The sequence below is a fragment of the Helcococcus sp. SA-HE-C1 genome, from assembly GCF_985670335.1.
This window is the reverse complement of the sequence record NZ_OZ484652.1, coordinates 1,106,584-1,131,779: the sequence shown is the minus strand read 5'-3', so window position 1 is coordinate 1,131,779 and position 25,196 is coordinate 1,106,584. Positions and strand designations below refer to the sequence as shown.

Genomic DNA, 25,196 nt, shown 5'->3' with positions numbered 1-25,196 from the left:
AAATATCAAATTCGAAAATACTAGATTAAGCACAAATTTTATTTGGCAATTTAAGAGGGCTTGCACAACAATACTTATTTTATTATGCAAGGGAAAACAAGATTGGAAAATAAAATAATATTTTAGTTTCATATAAAAAATGTATTAAAATTAAAATCGTACTATTTAAGAAGAAACGTGAGATTACAATCTCACGTTTCTTTTATATTTTGAATAGGACAATATAGATACACATATGTAAATTTAATTAATCTATAAAACATTTAATCGTATACTAAGTTTTATAAATCATATATCTGGAGCTTATCTTAAATATGGATTTATAACTTCAATTTATCAAATAAAAAAAATATTATATAATAAATTCATAAAAGACTTAAAACATTATAAAAGGAGATTCAATGAAAGTTAAACCTGTAGGAGATAGACTAGTTATAAAAGTTAATAAAGTTAAGGAAACTAATATGTTAGGGATTGTCATAATAGAAAATGAAGAGAATGAATCTCGTGTTGGTAAGATTGTAGCGATTTCTAATAATATAAGCAATCAAGAATTTAAGATTGGAGATTTAATTCTCTATTTGAAATCTGAAGCTAGTATACCAGGAAATAATGAAGAAGAGTATTTAGTTGTTAATACTAAAGATATTCTGGCAATTGTACAAGAAAGTGAGGTGTAAAATGTCTAAAGATATTAAATATGGTTTGGATTCTAGAAAATCTTTAGAAATAGGAATAAATAAACTCGCAGATGCTGTAAAAGTCACGATTGGACCAAAGGGAAGAAACGTAGTAATCGATAAAGGATTTGGAACTCCACTAATCACAAATGACGGAGTAACTATAGCCAAAGAAATAGAATTACAAGACAAATTTGAAAATATGGGAGCACAACTATTAAAAGAAGTTTCAATTAAGACTAATGATATTGCAGGTGATGGAACTACAACGGCAACAATATTAGCTCAGGCAATAGTATCAGAAGGATTAAAAAATATTGCTGCTGGTGCTAATCCTGTTATATTACAAAAAGGGATAAAAAAAGCTACACAAATTGTAGTCGAGAAAATCAAATCATTTTCTACTCCGATTCAAACAAGAGAAGATATTGCTCAAGTAGGTGCAGTTTCATCTGCAGATCCTTCTATTGGTGAATTAATTGCCGATGCAATGGAAAAAATTGGTAGAGATGGTGTTATCACAATCGAAGAATCTAAAACTATGGAAACGAATTTAACAATTGTTGAAGGAATGAAGTTTGACAAAGGATTTTTATCATCGCATATGATTACAAATAATGAGAAAAAAACGGCAGATCTTGAAAATCCATATATTTTGATAACTGATCAAAAAATAGAAAATATCAAAGATATTCTACCAATGCTACAGGAATTAGTTGAAATGTCGAAACCACTTTTAATCATATCAAGTGAGATGGATAGTGAAGTGGTGACAAATCTTATCTTAAATAAATTGAGAGGAACTTTTAATGTTGTTGCTGTAAAGGCTCCAAGTTTTGGAGATAATAGAGCGAATATACTCGAAGATATAGCTATTTTAACGGGTACAAATGTATTTAAGGAAGAATTAAAAGATGATTTAAAAAAGGTAACACTCAAACAATTAGGTAGAGCTAAAAGAGTAAATATAGATAAAGACTCAACTACAATTGTAGAAGGACTTGGTTGTTCAGAAGAAATTAAAAATAGGATTAATAGAATAAAAAATGATATATACGAATCTGATTCTGATTTTGACAAAGAAAGACTTAAATCAAGATTAGCAAAATTATCAGGCGGTATTGCTGTTATAAATGTAGGGGCAGTAACAGAAGTTGAAATGAAAGAGAAAAAGCTCAGAATAGAGGATGCTCTTGCGGCCACAAAGGCAGCGGTAGAAGAAGGTATCGTAGCAGGTGGAGGTACAGTTTTTATAGATTCTATTAAATCGCTAGATAGATATATTGATGAAAATGTTGGCGATGAAAAAACTGGAGCAAAAATTGTGTCAAAAGCATTAGAATATCCAGCATGGCAAATAGCAGAAAATGCCGGAATAAAAGGAGATGTTATAACATATAAAATCAAAAGTTTAGAAGAAGGAATAGGTTACAATGTATTAAATGATAAATTTGAAAATATGGTTGAGAAAGGAATAGTAGATCCTACTAAGGTAGCTAGATCTGCTCTTGAAAATGCAGCCTCTATTGCGGGGTTAATACTTACAACCGAAGCAGCGATTGCAGATGTAAAAAATGAAGAAGAAATAAATCATATATCACAAAGTATGGAAGGGTATGGATATTAGTAAAGAGGCTGTTAATTCAGATTTTGTCATATTGTAAAACACGTATTAATTGCTTTTAATTTTCAAAATATTAAATTTATGTTATAATTTAAATATAAATTTAGGAAGAGGTGGAGATGTGAAATTATTATTAGTTAATTCCGAACAAGAGTTTATAGACAATTTTATATACAGTTTTAAGTCTGAAGAGTATGAGATAAGTTCAGCAAAAAATATAAAAGATGCTATAGATTTAGTTTCTAGATACTCATATGATTTGATGATTATTGATATGAAATATAGAGATGGAACAGGTCTGGATTTAAAAAGAAAAATGAATGAAATATCTAAAATTCCAACCATTGTTGTGTCCTGTAATAAAGAGCCTAATAATGTGGTATTAGCTTTAGAATATGGTTGTGATGACTATATTCAACGCCCCTTTTACCTCTTGGAGCTAAAAGCGAGGATAAGAGCTGTTATTAGAAGAGCAAAAGATAATGTGACAACTTCAGAACAAAATATTGTTAATGAAAATAATAATAAACTTACTAAAGAGAAATTTGAGTTTGATGTGTTATCTAGAAAAGTCAAAGTAGATAATATAGAAATGGATTTAACTGGTAAAGAATTTAATTTGTTATATATACTAGTTTCAAATAAGAATAAAGTATTTTCTAGAAGAGATTTAGCAAATGAATTATGGAAAGGTATAGATGAATCTAATATAAGAACGGTTGATGTTCATATTAGAAGACTTAGAGAAAAATTAAAAGCGACAAATACAGATAAATATATCCAAACCAGTTGGGGCGAAGGATATTTTTATGATGATGAAATAAAGAAATACTAGGAGAATTTATGTCAATTGAATTAAGGTGGAAGTTGGAAGATATATATGCTTCTAATGATCAGGTAAATGTAGATATTGAAAAAGTGTTAAAAAATACTAAAAAAATTAAAGAATTAAGTAAAGAACCAAAGAAAAATTTAGCAGAATTAATAATATTAGACTCAAAACAGGATAGACTTATTAGTAAACTTCACACATACGCACACATGAAAAAAGATGAAGATTCAAATATTACTGAATATCAAAAATTAGAAGCTGAAATTATTAACTTAAATAATGAAGTTGCTACAGAACTATCATTTTTACAACCTTTACTCTTATCATTGTCAGATGAAGAAGTAGAAGAATTAAAAAACGATGAAAGATTAAAAAATCATGATGTTGTATTAAATAGAATATTCAGATATAAAGAACACACTCTTTCAGATGTTGAAGAGAAACTTTTATCCAATTTAAACTCTTTAGCACAATCACCATCCGAAGCTTTTTATTATTTAACAAATACAGATATGGAATTTCCGTATTTAGAGAAACATGATATTCAAATTGAAAATAGTAATTTTGTAAAATACCAAATGAATGAAAATAGAGAGATACGAAAAAAAGTATTTAAGAATTTTTACAATAAATATAACCAATTTGGTAATACAATTGCACAACTATATTATTCTCATGTAAATAATTTAACTAAGATTGCTAAAGTTAAGAATTATGATTCAGTAAGAAATATGTTTTTATATAAGGATGATGTTAAGGAAGAAGTATATGACGCTTTAATAGAATCGATAAGTAACAATTTGTCACATTTACAAAAATATTATGATATAAAGAAAAGAGTTTTAGGTTTAGATGAACAGCATATGTATGATGTATATATGCCGATTACTAGTAATTTTGAGAAGACATATACTTTTGAAGAAGCTAAAGAGATGATAATAGAATCAGTAAAACCACTTGGAGAAGAATATGTTCAAAATCTAAAGAGAGCTTTTGATGAAAGATGGATTGATGTTGAGCCAAGAAAAGGAAAAAGAGGTGGTGCATATTCATCAGGCTCATATGATACCAATCCATATATATTGATGAATTTCAATGGTACGCTTGATACTGTATTTACGCTTGCTCATGAATTAGGTCATTCTTTACATAGTTTTTATGATAGAGGAAATAATGATTTTCTACATTCTGGATACACAATATTTGTAGCAGAGGTAGCATCAACATTTAATGAAGCACTATTGTTAAACTATTTATTAGAAAGGGCTGAAAGTAAAGAAGAAAAACTTTACTTAACGGATTTTTATTTAAATAGTTTTAAGAGTACAGTTTTTAGACAAACAATGTTTGCAGAATTTGAAAGAGAAGTTCATAAAAAAATTGAAGCTGGTGAAGTACTTACAAAAGCAGATTTTACAGAAATTTATTATGGATTAAATAAGAAATATTTTGGTGACTCTATAGTGTTAGATGAAGAGATTGGGTATGAATGGATGAGAATCCCTCATTTTTATTCAAACTTCTATGTCTATAAATACGCAACAGGATTTGCGGCATCAGCGATATTATCTAGAAGAGTTTTAAACAAAGAAAAAGATGCGTTAGAAAATTATTTAGAATTTCTAAAAGACGGTAATAAACATTTCCCAATCGAGCAACTAAAAATTGCAGGTGTTGATATGTCAAAGCCAGACACAGTAAATGAGGCAATGCAGCTATTTGCAAGACTAGTAGACGATTTAGATAATTTAACAAGATAATTTTAATGAAAAACAAAAGGAGATAAGAGTGGCAGTTAATTTTAATAATAGATACAGATTTAATACGGGTGTAGTAACAGTTACTATATATGCAGGAAAAGATCTAATTCTAGGAATAGAGTTAGATCACTCAGACAAGTTAGAATTAGATGGAGTATTTTTAACAAAAAGTAATAACTTAATCGAACAGACATTAAATCAATTACAAGAATTTTTTAATAAGGAAAGAACTGAATTTGACCTACCTTTAGATTTGTCAGATGACAAACTAGTTCAAAAAGTAGTAAAAGAAATTAAAAAAGTTAAATTTGGTGAAACTCTTACATTTAGTGAACTATCAAAAAATATTGGTGAAGATGTTAAAGAAGTTAAAAAAGCTATTAAAAATATCAAATTTCCATTACTTATACCGGTGCATAGAATTGTAGATGAAAAGAAAAAGACAAATGATGAAGCGTTTCAAAGTTTATTAAATTTTGAAAAATAATTTCAAAGTCTAGAGGAGACATGAAAGATATTTTTAAAGTCACCATACTTTGTACCAGTGATATTCACGGATATTATATGCCTTGGGATTACTCTGAGGATATATTATCAAAGATTGGTGGGCTTACTAGAGTAAGTACAATTTATAAAAAAATAAAGAGAGAAAATCCAAATACTTTTATCGTAGATAATGGAGATTTAATTCAAGGTAATAATGCAGAATTTTTCATATCTGAGGAAGAAAATCCAGGAATTAAAGCTATAAATGAGATTGGATATCTACTTTATAATATGGGAAATCATGAATTTAATTTTGGTATGGATAAGTTAATCAGCGTAATCAGACAATTTAAGGGGATTGCAATGATGGGAAATTTATATCGTAAAAAACATACGATGAGATTCATGAATGGAGTATATTATATTAATATTGAAGATGTAAAAATTGGAATTGTTAGTTTAAATACCCCCCTAGTTAGAAAATTTGAAGCTCAAAGAGGAAACATAAAAAATTATGATGTTATAGATGCAGACTTTGAATTAAAAAAACTTTTAAATGAAGTTGGAGAATGTGATGCATTAATCGGTCTTTTTCACCTAGGTGAAGAGAATGAGAACAATATCGAAAATACAGGTGCGATAGATTTACTAAAGAATGTAGAAAATTCAAATAAAATAGATGCTATATTTGCTGGACATATGCATAAAATCGAAAATAAAAAAATTGGTGATACAATATTTTTAGAGCCAGGAGTTCATGCAGAAGCAATTAGTAGATTAGATCTGTACTTTGATCCAAATAGTAGCGATAAATTAATTGATATTAAATCATCAATAATTGAGGTCGATGATAGAATCGAGTCGGATATTGAAATTGAAAAAATATTAAAACCTTATCATGAACAGCTAAGAGATAGAGCTAATAAAGTACTAGGATACACTGAAGTGGACTTTAACTTAAATGATGAGATTAAAGGAATACCGCAATTAAGAGTTGAACAAACAAATCTATCAGAATTCTTTATAGATGTTATGCTATATTATAGCAAGGCCGATGTTGTTGCTGTACACTTCGATAATCCATATCCACTCACATGTGATGGGGAGATTAGAAGAAAACACATAAATTCAGCATATAGTTATTCTGGTGGAGAGATTACCAATTTTGAAATAACGGGTAAACAATTGAAAAAATATATGGAGTGGTCAGCTTCAGTGTTTAATCGTTCAAATATAGGGGACATAAATATTTCTTTTAAAGAAGATTGAACTAAGTTTAAATATTCGACATTTGATATTTTTGGAAATGTTAAATACGATATTGATATCACTAAAAAAGATGGTCATAGAATTAAAAATCTTAGATTTTTAGATGATAGCGAAATTACTGATGATCAAAAAATAATAATTGGTATGAACAAGTATCGACTAGATTTCTTAACATCAGAAACTGGTCCTCTTAAAGGAGCTAAGATAAAAGTGCTTTATTCTACAATAAGTGATAAAAATATTGGTGTTAATGGTACGATTAGAAATTTATGTGCACATTATTTATCAAATCTTCCAGATAAGACATATAGAAAAAAGCATGATATAAGATGGAAAATAGTAAAAAATGCCAAATATAACGAGTATATTGAATATGCTAAAAAACTTATAAATGAGGGGTCGCTATTGCTATATCAAAAAGATAGCAAAATAAATTTAAATAAGTCAATTAATATATTTGATATTTTAAATAGAGAACAGATACAAAAATTAAGAGAAAAATATGAATTTCCAAGAGATTCTATTATGCTAATAGAGATAATAAATGAAATAAGGAGAAATGATGGATTTTAACAAATTAGAGTATAAAAGACCTGAGTTTGAATCATTTTTTACAGAGATATATGAAAAATTAGATGTGTTAAAAAATGCTAAAAATGAAGAAGAATTTTTTCAAACATTTAAGAATTTGGAAAAAATTACTGCAAAATTTATGCAGGCATATACTATTGCTTATGTTAGATTGACCATAAATACTAAAGATGAATTTTATCAAAAAGAAGTTGAGAAAATTGAGAATATTTTACCAAGATATTCAGAATTTTCAAATAAATTACAAAAAGTTAGATTGGAATCACCATACAGAAAAGAATTTGAAAGAAGATTTGGTGAAAATATAACTAAAACTGATGAAATACAATTAGATATATTTAAGCCTTCTATAATGGAGGACAGAGTAAAAGAGTCAAGATTATCTAATGAATATCAGAAGTTAATGGGATCTGCAGAAATTGAGTTTGATGGAAAGATATTAAATATTTCTCAAATGCCACCATATTTGGAATCAAGAGATAGAGAAGTTAGAAAATCAGCATCAAAAGCGTTTACAGACTGGTTTGAAAAAAATAGTGATGAGTTCGATCGAATTTACGATGAACTAGTTAAAGTAAGACATGAAATTGCAAAAAAATTAGGATTTGATTCATATATTGAGGTAGCATATAGATTGTTTGGAAGAACTGATTGGGATAGACATGATGCTAAAATATATAGAGAAGCGATAAAAAAACATATTGTACCGCTAACTAAAAAGTTTTATGAGGAACAAAGACAGAGAATTGGCGTTGATAAATTAAAACACTACGATCTACCTCTTAAATTTTTATCAGGGAATCCAACTCCAAAGGGAGATAGAGAAGAATTAGTAAAAATTGCTCAAAAAATGTATACGGAATTATCTCCGGAAACAGAAGAGTTTTTCAATACAATGATTTACAGTAACTTAATGGATTTAGATTCCAAAGAAGGTAAAGCTCCAGGTGGATACATGGTTAGTCTTGATGAAATAGGACTTCCGTTTATATTTGCAAACTTTAATGGGACTCAGCATGATGTAGATGTTTTAACCCATGAAGCGGGACATGCTTTTCAGGGATATTTAACAAAAGATGTTCATCCAAGAGAAAATGCTGGGGCATGTATGGAAATAATGGAAACTCATTCGATGAGTATGGAATATTTTGCTCATCCATGGATGAGAGAATTTTTCAAAGAAGATACAGAAAAATATTTCTATAGTCACGTAGTTGGAGCCTTAGAATTTTTACCATATGGTGCTACAATTGATGAGTATCAAGAATGGGTGTATGACAATCCTAACGCTACACCAGAGGAAAGAAATAATAAATTTAGAGAGATTCAAAAGATATATTCTCCTCATATTGATTATGACGGAAATGAATATTATGAAGCTGGTAAGAGATGGCATGCACAAGGACATGTATTTCAGTCACCATTTTATTATTTAGATTATACAATTGCGCAATTAAATGCTTTCCAATTCTTCGTACTTGATATGGAAGATCATCAAGATACTTGGAGTAAATATATTGAATTTTGTAAATTAGGTGGAAGATTAAGCACTAAAGATATAATCGCTCACGTTGGGCTGAAAAATCCATTTGAAGAGGAAACGTTTGAGTTTATTGTGCCTAAATTGATTAATTATCTAGATGGTTTAGACAAAGATAAAATTGATAATACTAAAAACTAAAATAAATACTATTGTTCATTGTGTTTTAGATACTATAATGGGTATATGTATTTTGAAAATAATAAAAATTAGGAGGAAATATGTTATATACAACAACAAATAGCATTGAAGGATATAGAGCTGTAGAATATAAAGATATAGTTTTTGGAGAAGTAATTACAGGTGTAAACTTTATTAAAGATATAAGTGCTAGTTTTAGAGATTTCTTTGGTGGAAGATCTAATAGTTATGAAGAAGAATTAATCAAGGCTAGAAGAGAAGCTATAGATGAAATGCTTATTAGAGCCAAAGAAATGGGAGCTAATGCTGTTATTGGAATAAATATAGATTATGAAGTTTTAGGAGAAACAAATGGGATGCTAATGGTTACAGTAAGTGGCACAGCAGTAGTCGTTGAAAAAAATAATTACTAAAATTTAATATAGTTATTATAATTTAAACTGACATCAAAAATTGAATTTTTAACTTCAATTTTTGATGCCAGTTTTTTGTATAAAAATATATAATAAAGAAAAATAATTTCATTTAAATATTAATGTAAATAAATATCTTCATATTGATTAACAATATTTAATAAATGATCTCTTAATCTTAAAATATATGTATAGGTCTTATCATATATAAGTCCAGATTCAGCGCCACATATCTCATCTCTAATACGGTGGATTGAATTATCTCTATTTCTACGTGCTAATATTTTTATTTTATATGCCTTGGTCTTTATAGCCTTCATATCAAAGTCGTTATTCTCTAAATTATATCTAACTATATTGAATAAGTCCTCTAATTCTTTTATGATATCTTGTAATTCATTTTTAGATATATCAGAAAGACTTAAATTTTCAATTTCTAATCTAGTAGAGAGTTTGCTAATATTATAAGCGTAGTCACCAAGTCTTTCAATGTTTGAACTTATCTTTATATAGTAGGAAAGCTGTCTATATTGAGATCTATTTAAATTATCTTGTAAGGCTTTTATAGAAATATTTGTTATTTCTTTATTTAAGTAGTCAATAATTTCTTCATTGTACTGGATTTTATCACCTAGATCTATATTTTTATCCATAAAATCTTTAATTGCTAGATCAAAATTTTTTTTAGCATAGTCATACATTCTTAAAGTTTCTTGCTTTACTGATGCTATCGTAGGGATAGTTTCTCTATAGTTATTTGGGTTTATATACATCAAGGTTAGTTGCTTATCTCTTTCATCTACCCCGGGTATCAATTTTCTAGAAATTGATGCCAATAGTCCAGTAAAAGGAATTAGCGAAATAGTTGTTGCGATATTAAATACAGTATGTAAAAATGCTATTTGTTTTGTAGGTTCTTGTGTCCAAGCCTTAAACCACTCAGTAAGTGGAAATACAAATGAAAATATTGTAAAAATAATCGTACCTAAGGTGTTAAAGCTAATATGTGCTACAGCAACTCTTTTAGCATCTTTAGTAGCATTTAATGTGGCAAGCATGGAAGTTATACAAGTACCTATATTTGAACCTAATATCAAATAAAAAGTTGAGTCAAATGTAATTACCCCATTAGATGCGAATGCAATTAAAATACCAGTTGTTGCTGATGAAGATTGTATAATGGCAGTAAATATAGCTCCAGTTAAAATACCTATAATAGGATTTTTTGAAATTGCAAGAAATCTTAAAAAATCTTCATTATTTGAGAGTGGCTTAACTGCATCTCCCATAAACTTCATCCCCATAAAAAGTATACCAAATCCAAATAAAATGGTACCTGCATATTTAACTTTTCTTTTTTTTATAAAAAGCATCATTATCATACCGATAAAGGCTAAGATAGGTGCTATAATTGCGATATCCAATGTAAGTATAAGACCTGTTATTGTCGTACCAATATTAGCGCCCATAATTACGTATATAGCTTGATTTAATGTTATTAGTTTTGAGCTTACAAAACCAACAGTCATAACGGTGGTAGCAGAAGAAGATTGAACTATTGCAGTCACTAAGGCCCCTACTAAAACACCTAAAATTTTATTATTAGTAAGCTTTTCAAGAATAGACTGGAGTTTATTTCCTGCGAGTAACTCTAAGCCTTTGCCCATTTGATCCATACCATAAATGAATAAGGCTAGTCCTCCAAAAAGCATGGGTATTATTGTCATACATCCTCCTAAAATTGTTACAAAATAAGTATAACATAAGTCATATTTAAGTTGTATATATCTTGATATTTTAATTATAATTTTATACAAGTATTCCTTAAAATAAAATGCAATCTAGGCTGGATATTTCTGTATATACTTGTTCTTTAGATGGAGTGATTGTAATTATGTGCGTTCTTTAAAAAAATCTTCTGAAATAATTTACTGAAAATATTTTCTGGAAATCTTTTGGAATATTTTAGTCTAATATAGGCTACATTGTAAATTAATATAGTTTCGTCTAATTATTCTGATCCAACAGTAATTACTAAAACTTCATGTCCCATTTCTTCATACATTTTTTTATGTGACCGTTTGTGTTGATATATCATTTATATATTAATGAATATGTTTCTGTAAAGATAGAAATTAGCATACATTCTTCCTTGTTCAACAATTATATTATATCAAAACCTTGTATGAAAATTCAAAAAAAAAAAAATGAAAATTTTAAATTATTATGGTAAACTAATAAAACAAAATATAGTATAGATTAATTTTTAATTAGTAAATTTATTTAGGAGGATATATGATAAATAATAATAAGGAAATGAATAAATTTTCAGAATCAAATCAAAAACGATTTAATTCAAAAAAATTTAATAAAATTGTAATTAGTTTGCTATTAACTATATCTATCTTGGTAGGTAATATACCAATAGTAAATGCAAATACAGATACAGGTGAGCCTTTAGCAAATGTGTCGAGTGAAAAAGAAGGAGAAAAAGAGAAAAAAGATGCAGACACAAATCAAGCCGATAAAAGTGAACAAAAAGCTGTAGATACAAATCAAGGTGATAAAAGTGAACAAAAAGCTGTAGACACTAATCAAGACAACTCAAGTGAATCAGATACTCCTTCAGCGATAGATACAACTATAGAATCTAGTGATGGAGCATCTTCAAATATTCCTGTTCAAAAAATTGATCAAGATGGAAAAGTAGTTTATGAAAAAGATGGTTTTAGAATTGAATTAGTAGATGATAAAGATGCTAATGAAAAATTGGAGTATAAAGGTGAATATGTTGGAGAAGGTAGATATAAGAGATTAAATATTAAATATGTAGGGGATAGAGAATTTAAAGATGTAATATTAAAAATGAGTATTCCTAATGAAATATCTAATAAACACGAAAATGAAAATGACAATAATCAATTTAATCTAAATCCTAATAGGTTATATATGGGTTTAATCAATGTTGAAGGAGCTGAATATAACTCTAACAATAATAGACACAATTATGATATTCAAATTAATGGTATATCAAAGAATTATTTTAGATCAATTCCTTTTGTGATTAGTACTCCTTCATATGCCAAATTAAATGAACAACTAGAAGTATCATTATCTGAAAAAAATGATAACAGCATATTTAAAACTAAGATGGAAATAGAGCAAAAAGGTCTAATAAGATTAACAGCTGATGATATAACAGATGTAAGAATCACATCTGATAATATTAGATTAGGTGAATATGATTTAGGAGACCCTAGTAAGATACACCGCAGTAGTTTTAATATTAATTATGATATTAAGTTTAGTGGTAAAAATACTCAAAAAGCACCTGCGTATGTTGCACCATTGGAAGTTGATATCAAGCTTCCTTCGGAAATTAACCCTGATGGAATAGATACTTATTGGAAGAATTTTGAAATTCTTAAAAAAACAGATAATATGACATATAAAGTTAAAACAAAAGCTAATTTAGCTTATGAGATCAAAAATGAAGTATCAAAATATAAAACAGATTTAAGGTTTCAAGGATTTAAACATTTAGTGGACAATCCCTTTGTAGAAAATCCAAGTTCACTCATTGAAGGGAATGATCCAAATAGATATTTTTATCCAGATACAAAAAAAGAATTTGAAATTTCAGTTAATTTTGGTAATGAAAAAACATATGAAAGTAGAGTACCATTTTATTGGATATTTAGGGATTCTAGCTTAAAATCTGATAATATAATTTCTGAACTTAATTTTGAAAAAACATTTTTTCCCAATACAGAAAAATTTAAGCAAATAATTAAAGAAAATTTTAATGAAATAAATGATAAATTATATTATAAGACAAAATTGATAAAGGGGGAAAATAATAAATTAATTTTTACAGATATAAAAAAAGAAATAACTTTACCGGTAGATGAAAAAGGTAATGCGTTAATAAAAATAAAAGGTATATCTATAGAAGGATTTGAAAATGAAAGAGCTATTGTTACATTAAATGGGAAACAATTAAGCGAATCGGATAAAAAAACAAATTTTTATGAATATAAACCCGATGATAATGTAATTAATTACACGCTTGATATTAAGTTTGCAAATACTATATCTAAAAAGGGAGTAAAAGAAGAGGTTGTAGGAAGTATTTCTGTGTATTACAATCTAGTTGATATAGAAAAAGTAGATGAGTTGACTAATAATTATAATACAAATAATGAATATAAAAATGGGGAAGAAAACACTAGTGTATATAACAAAGATGAATTAATTTTATCTAAAAAAAGCAACTACAAACGAGTGTTATATAAAGATAGTGGAGAAATAATGTCGTTTTCTAATAGACCAATATCAAAGGGCGACAAACGTGTAAATGAGAAGATTGAATTAAGTTATAGTGATGTCGCTGTATCATTTAATCTTAAGAACTATGAATTTTATGAATATTATATTGGATTGTATAATCTGGAAAAAGTAACGATAAAAGCTGAGGTGAGTAAGGGAGTAGAAATTGATTACTCTGAATTTAAGAATCTACCCGAATTCTCATATACTGTAAATGAAGAAAGTGATAAGAGAATATATACTGTAACTTTAACTAATATAGACGCATTTAAAGCATTTGGATATGATATTAAAAATCAAAATGATAGTTTAGTTTCTAAAATTTTGCGAGCTGATGCTATCGTTACAACAAATGTTTTTAGTGGAAAAAAAGTTTCCACAACTGATATTAAACTTAAATACAGCGTAACGGTAGAAGGCGAAACAAATGGACTAAAGGTTCGTGAAGACTTAAAAAAAGGTACAGAATCATTTATAGAAATTGATACGAGAGCCATAATGCCACAAGGATTAAGTGTTGAACATTCGTATTCAAATTATAATGATAAAATCTATAAAAAGACTGATGATCAAGGTTCAATATTACACAATGAAGAGGTATATATAAAAGGGGAATTAATTAATTTAGACGATTCGCAACAATCAGATAAAGGACTTTTATTTTTCTTACCAAGAAAAAATGGATATACATTCTTTGGAAAACAATCAAATGAACATGATATATATTTAAGAGAACTACCTCAAGTAATTGATAAATATGATATATATTATACAACTGATGTACTAGATGAAAATAGTAGTTTAGAAAATGTAAACTGGGAGAAAATAACTCAAGAAAATGAATCAGTTAATTTGCAAGATATTACAGTAATTAGATTTGAACTTAAAAATCCAATCGAAAAATATAGTATAGAAAGCTTAAAATTAAAAGTGTCCTCACCTGATAAAGAAGTAGGATATGATGTTTCATTTAATTCGTATTTAAGCCTATATGATTCTAGAACAAAAGTAGTTGACAAACCAGAAAAAATAACATTTAGGATAGCTGAATTAAAGGCAGTTACAACTAATGTTGCTATACCTCACGGAGAAAATGTAACTGAAAGTCCAGCAGTACCAGAAGGTGAACAAAGAGTAACTGAAGGTCGTGATGGTAATATCGCAAACAACAAAACACTACAAACAAAGAAATGGTGTAATAGTTGATGAAAATAATCCAGTGAGAGTAGATGAACCAGTAAGAAGAGATCCAGTTGCTAAAGAAATAGTAAAAGGTACAGGAGTATTACCAACACTTGCCGTAAAAGAAGACTATGTAAATGATGCTACAAACAAAGTAAGTGTAAAAGTCTGATGATGCAAATACTCAAAAAACAAGCGTTAAATTCTATAACGAGGCTGGTCAAGTAGTTGACAAAGAAATAAACGCCCTACAATTAAAATATGGGACAACTCTTGATGAATTAAAACAAATGCTTTATGCAAATGATAAAAATACTGGAGATATCGATTTATCACGTGTGACACATACATTTAAGGACGATAACAATCCATTTACTGACAATAAAGCAACAAAAGTTGGAAGTGGATATAGCGTGACATTTAAGATTGTTGATGAGCATATGACTGATAAATTCACAGAACTAACCGTACCATTTGAAGTACTAGAAGCAGATAGAGTATTCTTACCAAAAGAAGATATAGAATTTAATCAAAAAAATGAAACCACTGAAAGAAATCAAGATGGTAATTTAATAACTTATGTAGGTAATATTGAAATCATACAAAGAATAACCGACTATAATATAACTTATCAACCAAAAGAAGATTTAACATTTGGTGAAAAGAAGGTATTAGTAGAAGGGCAAACAGGGATTGAAGAAATTAAACTCCAATATGATGTAAACCTACAAGATGGTTCACTAAGCAATAGAAGAGAACAATCACGTGAAACAGTAGAAAAAGCTAGAGATAAAGTATTTGGTGTAGGTAATGTAGAAAATAAAACTGAAGCAATACCAATGCAAACTATCTACAAAAGGCTATACAAACAAGATGGTACACTAGCAGATGGTATTACTAAAGACGAACTTCCAGAAAACTTAGCATTTGGACAAAGCTATGTGAAAAATGAAGGAAGTGAAGGAACAAAGAAAATTAAAGTAACTTATGAAGTAAATCCAAAAACTGGTGAAACTACAAATCCTAGAGAAGAAGTAATAAGTGAAACTACCAATAATCGTGTGGTATATATAAATAATCTTGAAATAGAAGATGCAAGTGTAGGAAAAGAAATAACAGAAAAAGATAAAGAAAAAATCAAAGAAGCTGTAAAAGAAAGCCTACCAGAAGTATTTAAGAAAAATCCAGATGTGAAAGTAAGTGTAGAAGATAACGCACAAGTTGGAGGAACAAAAGAAAAACCAACAGTAAGTGCGAAAATCACATTCCCAGATGGAAAAGAGCAAGAAGTCGAAGTACCAGTAACTCAAGAAGATGTAGAGGTAGGGGTAGAAAAAGACGGCTCAAACAAAGTAGAAGTAGAAGATGCAAGTGTAGGAAAAGAAATAACAGAAAAAGATAAAGAAAAAATCAAAGAAGCTGTAAAAGAAAGCCTACCAGAAGTATTCAAGAAAAACCCAGATGTGAAAGTAAGTGTAGAAGATAGCGCACAAGTTGGAGGAACAAAAGAAAAACCAACAGTAAGTGCGAAAATCACATTCCCAGATGGAAAAGAGCAAGAAGTCGAAGTACCAGTAACTCAAGAAGATGTAGAGGTAGGGGTAGAAAAAGACGGCTCAAACAAAGTAGAAGTAGAAGATGCAAGTGTAGGAAAAGAAATAACAGAAAAAGATAAAGAAAAAATCAAAGAAGCTGTAAAAGAAAGCCTACCAGAAGTATTTAAGAAAAATCCAGATGTGAAAGTAAGTGTAGAAGATAACGCACAAGTTGGAGGAACAAAAGAAAAACCAACAGTAAGTGCAAAAATCACATTCCCAGATGGAAAAGAGCAAGAAGTCGAAGTACCAGTAACTCAAGAAGATGTAGAGGTAGGGGTAGAAAAAGACAGGCTCAAACAAAGTAGAAGTAGAAGATGCAAGTGTAGGAAAAGAAATAACAGAAAAAGATAAAGAAAAAATCAAAGAAGCTGTAAAAGAAAGCCTACCAGAAGTATTCAAGAAAAACCCAGATGTGAAAGTAAGTGTAGAAGATAACGCACAAGTTGGAGGAACAAAAGAAAAACCAACAGTAAGTGCAAAAATTACATTCCCAGATGGAAAAGAGCAAGAAGTCGAAGTACCAGTAACTCAAGAAGATGTAGAGGTAGGGGTAGAAAAAACAGCTCAAACAAAGTAGAAGTAGAAGATGCAAGTGTAGGAAAAGAAATAACAGAAAAAGATAAAGAAAAAATCAAAGAAGCTGTAAAAGAAAGCCTACCAGAAGTATTCAAGAAAAATCCAGATGTGAAAGTAAGTGTAGAAGATGGCGCACAAGTTGGAGGAACAAAAGAAAAACCAACAGTAAGTGCAAAAATCACATTCCCAGATGGAAAAGAGCAAGAAGTCGAAGTACCAGTAACTCAAGAAGATGTAGAGGTAGGGGTAGAAAAAAGACGGCTCAAACAAAGTAGAAGTAGAAGAAGCAAGTGTAGGAAAAGAAATAACAGAAAAAGATAAAGAAAAAATCAAAGAAGCTGTAAAAGAAAGCCTACCAGAAGTATTCAAGAAAAATCCAGATGTGAAAGTAAGTGTAGAAGATGGCGCACAAGTTGGAGGAACAAAAGAAAAACCAACAGTAAGTGCAAAAATCACATTCCCAGATGGAAAAGAGCAAGAAGTCGAAGTACCAGTAACTCAAGAAGATGTAGAGGTAGGGGTAGAAAAAGACGGCTCAAACAAAGTAGAAGTAGAAGATGCAAGTGTAGGAAAAGAAATAACAGAAAAAGATAAAGAAAAAATCAAAGAAGCTGTGAAAGAAAGCCTACCAGAAGTATTCAAGAAAAACCCAGATGTGAAAGTAAGTGTAGAAGATAACGCACAAGTTGGAGGAACAAAAGAAAAACCAACAGTAAGTGCAAAAATCACATTCCCAGATGGAAAAGAGCAAGAAGTCGAAGTACCAGTAACTCAAGAAGATGTAGAGGTAGGGGTAGAAAAAGACGGCTCAAACAAAGTAGAAGTAGAAGAAGCAAGTGTAGGAAAAGAAATAACAGAAAAAGATAAAGAAAAAATCAAAGAAGCTGTGAAAGAAAGCCTACCAGAAGTATTCAAGAAAAACCCAGATGTGAAAGTAAGTGTAGAAGATAACGCACAAGTTGGAGGAACAAAAGAAAAACCAACAGTAAGTGCAAAAATTACATTCCCAGATGGAAAAGAGCAAGAAGTCGAAGTACCAGTAACTCAAGAAGATGTAGAGGTAGGGGTAGAAAAAGACGGCTCAAACAAAGTAGAAGTAGAAGATGCAAGTGTAGGAAAAGAAATAACAGAAAAAGATAAAGAAAAAATCAAAGAAGCTGTAAAAGAAAGCCTACCAGAAGTATTCAAGAAAAACCCAGATGTGAAAGTAAGTGTAGAAGATAACGCACAAGTTGGAGGAACAAAAGAAAAACCAACAGTAAGTGCAAAAATTACATTCCCAGATGGAAAAGAGCAAGAAGTCGAAGTACCAGTAACTCAAGAAGATGTAGAGGTAGGGGTAGAAAAAGACGGCTCAAACAAAGTAGAAGTAGAAGAAGCAAGTGTAGGAAAAGAAATAACAGAAAAAGATAAAGAAAAAATCAAAGAAGCTGTAAAAGAAAGCCTACCAGAAGTATTCAAGAAAAATCCAGATGTGAAAGTAAGTGTAGAAGATAACGCACAAGTTGGAGGAACAAAAGAAAAACCAACAGTAAGTGCAAAAATCACATTCCCAGATGGAAAAGAGCAAGAAGTCGAAGTACCAGTAACTCAAGAAGATGTAGAGGTAGGGGTAGAAAAAGACGGCTCAAACAAAGTAGAAGTAGAAGATGCAAGTGTAGGAAAAGAAATAACAGAAAAAGATAAAGAAAAAATCAAAGAAGCTGTAAAAGAAAGCCTACCAGAAGTATTCAAGAAAAACCCAGATGTGAAAGTAAGTGTAGAAGATAACGCACAAGTTGGAGGAACAAAAGAAAAACCAACAGTAAGTGCAAAAATCACATTCCCAGATGGAAAAGAGCAAGAAGTCGAAGTACCAGTAACTCAAGAAGATGTAGAGGTAGGGGTAGAAAAAGACGGCTCAAACAAAGTAGAAGTAGAAGATGCAAGTGTAGGAAAAGAAATAACAGAAAAAGATAAAGAAAAAATCAAAGAAGCTGTAAAAGAAAGCCTACCAGAAGTATTCAAGAAAAATCCAGATGTGAAAGTAAGTGTAGAAGATAACGCACAAGTTGGAGGAACAAAAGAAAAACCAACAGTAAGTGCAAAAATCACATTCCCAGATGGAAAAGAGCAAGAAGTCGAAGTACCAGTAACTCAAGAAGATGTAGAGGTAGGGGTAGAAAAAGACGGCTCAAACAAAGTAGAAGTAGAAGATGCAAGTGTAGGAAAAGAAATAACAGAAAAAGATAAAGAAAAAATCAAAGAAGCTGTAAAAGAAAGCCTACCAGAAGTATTCAAGAAAAATCCAGATGTGAAAGTAAGTGTAGAAGATGGCGCACAAGTTGGAGGAACAAAAGAAAAACCAACAGTAAGTGCAAAAATCACATTCCCAGATGGAAAAGAGCAAGAAGTCGAAGTACCAGTAACTCAAGAAGATGTAGAGGTAGGGGTAGAAAAAGACGGCTCAAACAAAGTAGAAGTAGAAGATGCAAGTGTAGGAAAAGAAATAACAGAAAAAGATAAAGAAAAAATCAAAGAAGCTGTGAAAGAAAGCCTACCAGAAGTATTCAAGAAAAACCCAGATGTGAAAGTAAGTGTAGAAGATAACGCACAAGTTGGAGGAACAAAAGAAAAACCAACAGTAAGTGCAAAAATTACATTCCCAGATGGAAAAGAGCAAGAAGTCGAAGTACCAGTAACTCAAGAAGATGTAGAGGTAGGGGTAGAAAAAGACGGCTCAAACAAAGTAGAAGTAGAAGATGCAAGTGTAGGAAAAGAAATAACAGAAAAAGATAAAGAAAAAATCAAAGAAGCTGTAAAAGAAAGCCTACCAGAAGTATTCAAGAAAAACCCAGATGTGAATGTAAGTGTAGAAGATAACGCACAAGTTGGAGGAACAAAAGAAAAACCAACAGTAAGTGCAAAAATTACATTCCCAGATGGAAAAGAGCAAGAAGTCGAAGTACCAGTAACTCAAGAAGATGTAGAGATAGGGGTAGAAAAAGACGGCTCAAACAAAGTAGAAATAGAAGATGCAAGTGTAGGAAAAGAAATAACAGAAAAAGATAAAGAAAAAATCAAAGAAGCTGTAAAAGAAAGCCTACCAGAAGTATTCAAGAAAAACCCAGATGTGAAAGTAAGTGTAGAAGATAACGCACAAGTTGGAGGAACAAAAGAAAAACCAACAGTAAGTGCAAAAATCACATTCCCAGATGGAAAAGAGCAAGAAGTCGAAGTACCAGTAACTCAAGAAGATGTAGAGGTAGGGGTAGAAAAAGACGGCTCAAACAAAGTAGAAGTAGAAGATGCAAGTGTAGGAAAAGAAATAACAGAAAAAGATAAAGAAAAAATCAAAGAAGCTGTAAAAGAAAGCCTACCAGAAGTATTCAAGAAAAATCCAGATGTGAAAGTAAGTGTAGAAGATGGCGCACAAGTTGGAGGAACAAAAGAAAAACCAACAGTAAGTGCAAAAATCACATTCCCAGATGGAAAAGAGCAAGAAGTCGAAGTACCAGTAACTCAAGAAGATGTAGAGGTAGGGGTAGAAAAAGACGGCTCAAACAAAGTAGAAGTAGAAGATGCAAGTGTAGGAAAAGAAATAACAGAAAAAGATAAAGAAAAAATCAAAGAAGCTGTAAAAGAAAGCCTACCAGAAGTATTCAAGAAAAATCCAGATGTGAAAGTAAGTGTAGAAGATGGCGCACAAGTTGGAGGAACAAAAGAAAAACCAACAGTAAGTGCAAAAATCACATTCCCAGATGGAAAAGAGCAAGAAGTCGAAGTACCAGTAACTCAAGAAGATGTAGAGGTAGGGGTAGAAAAAGACGGCTCAAACAAAGTAGAAGTAGAAGATGCAAGTGTAGGAAAAGAAATAACAGAAAAAGATAAAGAAAAAATCAAAGAAGCTGTGAAAGAAAGCCTACCAGAAGTATTCAAGAAAAACCCAGATGTGAAAGTAAGTGTAGAAGATAACGCACAAGTTGGAGGAACAAAAGAAAAACCAACAGTAAGTGCAAAAATTACATTCCCAGATGGAAAAGAGCAAGAAGTCGAAGTACCAGTAACTCAAGAAGATGTAAATGACTCAAAAATAGAAAAACCTTCTAAAGAGAGTACAAATCCAATTACAGGTGATACAGGTATAGAATTGTTTATAGTAGCTTTAGTATTATCGGCAGTAGCATATATTGGATTAAGGAAAAGTAAAAAAAATAGATAATATTTTAGAACTTTAGTGTGTGAATATGGACACCTAAAAAAGAAACTACTATAGAAGTAAACTGACCCCAAAAAGTTAAGTCTAAGGACAAACTTTGAGGAGGTCAGTTTTCTTATGTAAAATATAGTGCAAAATTAAAAATGAAAATAGCACTTATCATCAAAATACCCTAATATAAAGTTACCACAACAAAATAAAGGAGATAATAAGTGCGAAATAATAACACAAATATTTTTGATTTTAAAAATATAGTAATAAGTAATGTGGCAAAAAATATAAAAAGTATGTTGAGAGCTTATAACGAAATAAATTTAGTGATTACATACTAACATTCAAAAATTGAAAAGAAGTAAAAACTTAAAAGAATTTTGATTTTTTCTAGAAAAAAGTAAAATAAGTCTAGGTTTATTAAGTACGTCAAAAAATATATAAAAAAAACCCTCCATCCGTGTCCGGATTTTGGGGTTCAGTTCATTGCTAGGTATATGCTTTTTGTAGAGTATAGTCATTTGGAAATATGGTCTTGTTTTTAGTAACTTTTTTATTTGTCTATTAAAATTTTCCATAGCATTTGTCATATATATTAGAAGACTATGTAAAATTTTGATTTAATAGGCTTGGTTGGGGTTTACTTAAATTTATTATTGAGAACCTATAGCTATCATTAGTACAACCATAAATACTATATATATCCAAAAGAAAATATTTGTATAAAGTGACTTTAATCCAACTTTTTCTTGTGCGGTTAGTTTCAAATCTTCACGATACTGTGTTCTTCTTTTTTTCTTGAATGTAGATATAAAACTATAAACAAGCAATCCAATGACTAAGAGATTGATTATCATAGCAAGTGGTATGTTAGTGATATTACCATTTTTATCACTTTTTAGTATTAAGCCAAGAGCTGTGACAAAAAAATTATTCCATATATGCATTAAAAGAGCCGCCTTAAAGGAATAGAAGTAGGCAAGATATCCTAAAACCAATCCTATACCTAGTGTTCCAAAACCTTGAAGGAAATTCATATGTGCAAAAGAAAATATTAAAGTAGATAATATTATACTTAGCCATGCACCATGCTTTTTAAGGTGATTTAAATAAAATCCTCTATACTGTAATTCTTCCATAAAAGGTCCCCACAAAATAACATAAATAGCAAGAACTGGATTTATATTTTTTTGTATATCTGTGGTGACATTTACAGATTTAATATTAAATGTTTGCATTAAAAAAACAGTAATAATATTAAATGCGTATGATAGTAAAAGTATTAGTCCAGCAAAATATATAAAATCTATCAGCGTAAATTTTCTTTTTACAACATTTAGTTTGCTGATTTGATTTTTACCAATATAGTAATATATAGCAATCATAGCAATAGTTACACTTAATATGCTTAATATACCTAAATCTTTAGTTATATTTGATAATAAAATTATTGAAAAATTAAATATGAAAAAAAACAATATCGATGAAAATAAAACCTTATTAATTGTTTTTTTTAAATTTTTTATATCTTCTTCTGTTTTAAGTAATTGATTATCCTCCATGGATTCCCCCTTCTATACATTGTGCCTGAAGTGAACTACATCACCATCTTGCATGATATATTCTTTACCTTCAAGTCTTACTTTTCCAGCTTCTTTAGCCTTGGTCATGGATCCATCAAATTGCATCAGTTCATCATATCCGATAATCTCAGCTCGAATGAATCCCCTTGAGATATCAGAGTGAATTTTGCCTGCAGCATCTACTGCCTTTGTTCCCTTTTTTATCGTCCATGCTCTTGTTTCTATTTGTCCAGTTGTTATAAATGACATGAGCCCTAAAGAATTGTAAGATGCAATAATTAATTTTTCTAAACCTGGTCTATCTAATCCTATCATATTTAAAAATTCTTGCTTATCTTCGTCAGCTAATGTAGAAATTTCGGCCTCTATTTTTGCAGAAATCACAACAACAGAAGCTTCTTCTGTCTTAGCAAAGTCTTTAATTTTAGAAACCCACTCATTTGAAGCGCCTTCGTCAACTACTTCTTCCTCAGAAACATTTGCAACATAAATAATTGGCTTTGTGGAAAGTAAATTATATCCTTTAATAATTTTTTCTTCTGAATCCGTTAAATCTAAAACTCTTGCTGATTTTCCTTCTTCTAATGTATCATAAACTCTTTGGATCAACTCTAACTCTTCTTTTTTATCTTTGTCATTTTTAGCTTGTTTTTTTAGCCTATTCATAACATTATCAAGCATATCCATATCAGAAAAAATAAGTTCTAAATTAATGGTTTCAATATCTCTTAATGGATTAACTTTACCGTCAACATGAGTTACATTTGGATCATCAAAGCATCTTAATACTTCAACAATAGCTTCAGACTCTCTAATATTAGCCAAAAATTTATTACCTAAACCTTCTCCTTTGCTAGCTCCTCTTACAAGTCCTGCAATATCGTAGAACTCAATATATGCGGAAACAATTTTTTTAGAATTACTTATTTCGCTTAAGTTGTTTAGTCTTTTATCCGGCACGTCTACCACTCCAACATTTGGTTCGATAGTTGTAAATGGGTAGTTTGCAGATTCTGCACCGGCCTTTGTTATTGCGTTAAATAGTGTTGATTTACCAACATTTGGCAAACCTACGATTCCTAATTTCATAATTACCTCAACTTTCTTTCTGTTTTATTATAGAGTATTTATAACTAAATTTAAAGGTCAAACTATTATAATATAGATAATATAAAAAGCTTAATAAATTTGTATCTTATTATATAATAAAAATTGATTTAGTATTCTAGCTATGATATAATTGTGACGAAGTGATTCGATAGTCAATCACTTATGTAATTAAAGAGAATAGGAGATTTTATGTCAATAAAAGTAGCAATTAATGGTTTTGGACGTATTGGACGTTTAGCTTTAAGAAGAATAATGGAAACAGAATCAAAATTAGAGGTTGTAGCAGTAAATGACCTAACTAATAATGATGATTTAGCATATTTATTAAAATATGATACAGCTCAAGGAAAATTCCCTTATTCAGTGTCAGTTGAAAATGATGACTTAATAGTTGATGGTAAAGCAATCAAATCATATAAAGAAAAAGATGCTTCACAATTACCATGGGGAGAATTAGGAATAGATATCGTATTAGAATGTACAGGTTTCTATAACTCAAAAGAAAAAGCTCAAGCACATATCGATGCAGGTGCAAAGAAAGTATTGATTTCAGCTCCAGCAAAAGATAAAGAAACAAAAACTGTTGTATTTGGTGTAAACCATGAAATAGTAGATGCAGATGACTTAATTGTATCAGCAGCTTCATGTACAACAAACTGTTTAGCACCAATGGTAAATGTATTGCACAAAGAATTTGGTTTAGACAGAGCTTTAATGTCAACAATTCACGCTTATACAGCAACACAAGGTACACAAGATGCACCAGGTGGACGTAAGAGTCGTGCTGCTGCACAAAATATTATACCAGCATCAACAGGTGCAGCAAAAGCTGTAGGTAAAGTAATTCCTGAAGTTAATGGTAGAATTGATGGTACTGCATTAAGAGTTCCAGTAATTACTGGTTCTGTAGTTGAATTATACTCTGTATTGAAAAAAGATGTAACTATTGAAGAAGTAAATGCGGCTATGAAAAAATATGAATCAGATGCTTTCGGATATACAACTGATGAAATTGTATCATCAGATATAATTGGTAACCCAGCAGGTTCTGTATTTGATGAAACTCAAACTAATATCATGGCAGGTGAAAACGGAGAAAAATTAGTTAAAACTGTAGCATGGTATGACAATGAGTATGGTTTTACAGGAAACATGATCAGAACATTAGAATATTTAACAAGTCTATAATAAAATAAAAATTTAGTGGTGTTGTATCTATTTTGATACAGCATCATTTTTTATTTTTCATTTATGACCATTTTAGTGGTATAATCAATATAAATAAAATGGTTA

19 protein-coding genes are annotated in these 25,196 nt (G+C 29.9%); 16 read left to right on the top strand and 3 right to left on the bottom strand.

All coding sequences use genetic code 11. The features are described from left to right. Positions 1–401: 401 nt before the first annotated feature. From AC4KN9_RS05875 to AC4KN9_RS05835, 9 genes are all read left to right on the top strand, one after another. Entirely contained in the window at positions 402–680 is a 279-nt protein-coding gene (locus tag AC4KN9_RS05875; RefSeq protein WP_491017669.1) for a hypothetical protein, read from the top strand. A gap of 1 nt (position 681) precedes the next feature. Beyond that, positions 682–2,307 (top strand): chaperonin GroEL, encoded by a 1,626-nt coding sequence (gene groL, locus AC4KN9_RS05870; RefSeq protein WP_491017668.1) that lies wholly within the window; start codon positions 682–684, stop codon positions 2,305–2,307. A 118-nt stretch (positions 2,308–2,425) separates the two neighbouring features. Next, positions 2,426–3,139 carry a response regulator transcription factor gene (locus tag AC4KN9_RS05865; protein ID WP_491017667.1) on the top strand — a complete coding sequence of 238 codons (714 nt, stop codon included), beginning with the start codon at positions 2,426–2,428 and terminating at the stop codon, positions 3,137–3,139. A gap of 8 nt (positions 3,140–3,147) precedes the next feature. Next, on the top strand, positions 3,148–4,896 hold the full coding sequence (gene pepF, locus AC4KN9_RS05860) for an oligoendopeptidase F (RefSeq protein WP_491017666.1): 1,749 nt from the start codon (positions 3,148–3,150) through the stop codon (positions 4,894–4,896). Positions 4,897–4,924: 28 nt separating this feature from the next. Beyond that, a complete protein-coding gene (locus AC4KN9_RS05855; protein WP_491017665.1) occupies positions 4,925–5,383 on the top strand; it encodes an MGMT family protein in 459 nt (152 codons plus the stop codon). 20 nt (positions 5,384–5,403) lie between these two features. Continuing rightward, a complete protein-coding gene (locus AC4KN9_RS05850) occupies positions 5,404–6,651 on the top strand; it encodes a bifunctional metallophosphatase/5'-nucleotidase (RefSeq protein ID WP_491017664.1) in 1,248 nt (415 codons plus the stop codon). A 144-nt stretch (positions 6,652–6,795) separates the two neighbouring features. Continuing rightward, a complete protein-coding gene (locus tag AC4KN9_RS05845; RefSeq protein WP_491017663.1) occupies positions 6,796–7,224 on the top strand; it encodes a hypothetical protein in 429 nt (142 codons plus the stop codon). Then, complete coding sequence (locus AC4KN9_RS05840; RefSeq protein ID WP_491017662.1) at positions 7,214–8,923, top strand: M3 family oligoendopeptidase; 1,710 nt, start codon at positions 7,214–7,216, stop codon at positions 8,921–8,923. The genes AC4KN9_RS05845 and AC4KN9_RS05840 overlap by 11 nt, the downstream gene beginning before the upstream one ends. Before the next feature lie 80 nt (positions 8,924–9,003). Further along, on the top strand, positions 9,004–9,336 hold the full coding sequence (locus tag AC4KN9_RS05835; RefSeq protein WP_491017661.1) for a putative heavy metal-binding protein: 333 nt from the start codon (positions 9,004–9,006) through the stop codon (positions 9,334–9,336). 119 nt (positions 9,337–9,455) lie between these two features. On the opposite strand, the gene AC4KN9_RS05830 is transcribed toward AC4KN9_RS05835, so the two are convergent. After that, on the bottom strand, positions 9,456–11,063 hold the full coding sequence (locus tag AC4KN9_RS05830; protein WP_491017660.1) for a Na/Pi cotransporter family protein: 1,608 nt from the start codon (positions 11,061–11,063) through the stop codon (positions 9,456–9,458). Between the two features lie 568 nt (positions 11,064–11,631). On the opposite strand from AC4KN9_RS05830, the gene AC4KN9_RS05825 reads away from it, so the two are divergent. The 6 genes from AC4KN9_RS05825 (at position 11,632) to AC4KN9_RS05800 (ending at position 21,222) form a co-directional block, all read left to right on the top strand. Then, complete coding sequence (locus AC4KN9_RS05825; protein ID WP_491017659.1) at positions 11,632–14,871, top strand: hypothetical protein; 3,240 nt, start codon at positions 11,632–11,634, stop codon at positions 14,869–14,871. After that, positions 14,816–15,019 carry a hypothetical protein gene (locus tag AC4KN9_RS05820; protein WP_491017658.1) on the top strand — a complete coding sequence of 68 codons (204 nt, stop codon included), beginning with the start codon at positions 14,816–14,818 and terminating at the stop codon, positions 15,017–15,019. The genes AC4KN9_RS05825 and AC4KN9_RS05820 overlap by 56 nt, the downstream gene beginning before the upstream one ends. A gap of 118 nt (positions 15,020–15,137) precedes the next feature. Then, positions 15,138–16,796 carry a G5 domain-containing protein gene (locus AC4KN9_RS05815; protein ID WP_491017657.1) on the top strand — a complete coding sequence of 553 codons (1,659 nt, stop codon included), beginning with the start codon at positions 15,138–15,140 and terminating at the stop codon, positions 16,794–16,796. Positions 16,797–16,857: 61 nt separating this feature from the next. Beyond that, entirely contained in the window at positions 16,858–17,022 is a 165-nt protein-coding gene (locus AC4KN9_RS05810) for a hypothetical protein (protein WP_491017656.1), read from the top strand. 107 nt (positions 17,023–17,129) lie between these two features. Next, a complete protein-coding gene (locus AC4KN9_RS05805) occupies positions 17,130–17,342 on the top strand; it encodes a hypothetical protein (RefSeq protein ID WP_491017655.1) in 213 nt (70 codons plus the stop codon). A 61-nt stretch (positions 17,343–17,403) separates the two neighbouring features. Then, positions 17,404–21,222 carry a hypothetical protein gene (locus tag AC4KN9_RS05800; RefSeq protein ID WP_491017654.1) on the top strand — a complete coding sequence of 1,273 codons (3,819 nt, stop codon included), beginning with the start codon at positions 17,404–17,406 and terminating at the stop codon, positions 21,220–21,222. Positions 21,223–21,863: 641 nt separating this feature from the next. On the opposite strand, the gene AC4KN9_RS05795 is transcribed toward AC4KN9_RS05800, so the two are convergent. Together AC4KN9_RS05795 and ychF are read right to left on the bottom strand one after the other, a co-directional pair. After that, positions 21,864–22,772, bottom strand: coding sequence for a CPBP family intramembrane glutamic endopeptidase (locus tag AC4KN9_RS05795; protein WP_491017653.1), 909 nt, complete (start codon positions 22,770–22,772; stop codon positions 21,864–21,866). Positions 22,773–22,784: 12 nt separating this feature from the next. Continuing rightward, complete coding sequence (gene ychF, locus AC4KN9_RS05790) at positions 22,785–23,882, bottom strand: redox-regulated ATPase YchF (protein WP_491017652.1); 1,098 nt, start codon at positions 23,880–23,882, stop codon at positions 22,785–22,787. Positions 23,883–24,092: 210 nt separating this feature from the next. Here ychF and gap point away from each other — a divergent pair, with 210 nt between their 5' ends. Beyond that, entirely contained in the window at positions 24,093–25,091 is a 999-nt protein-coding gene (gene gap / locus AC4KN9_RS05785; protein ID WP_491017651.1) for a type I glyceraldehyde-3-phosphate dehydrogenase, read from the top strand. Positions 25,092–25,196: the final 105 nt, after the last annotated feature.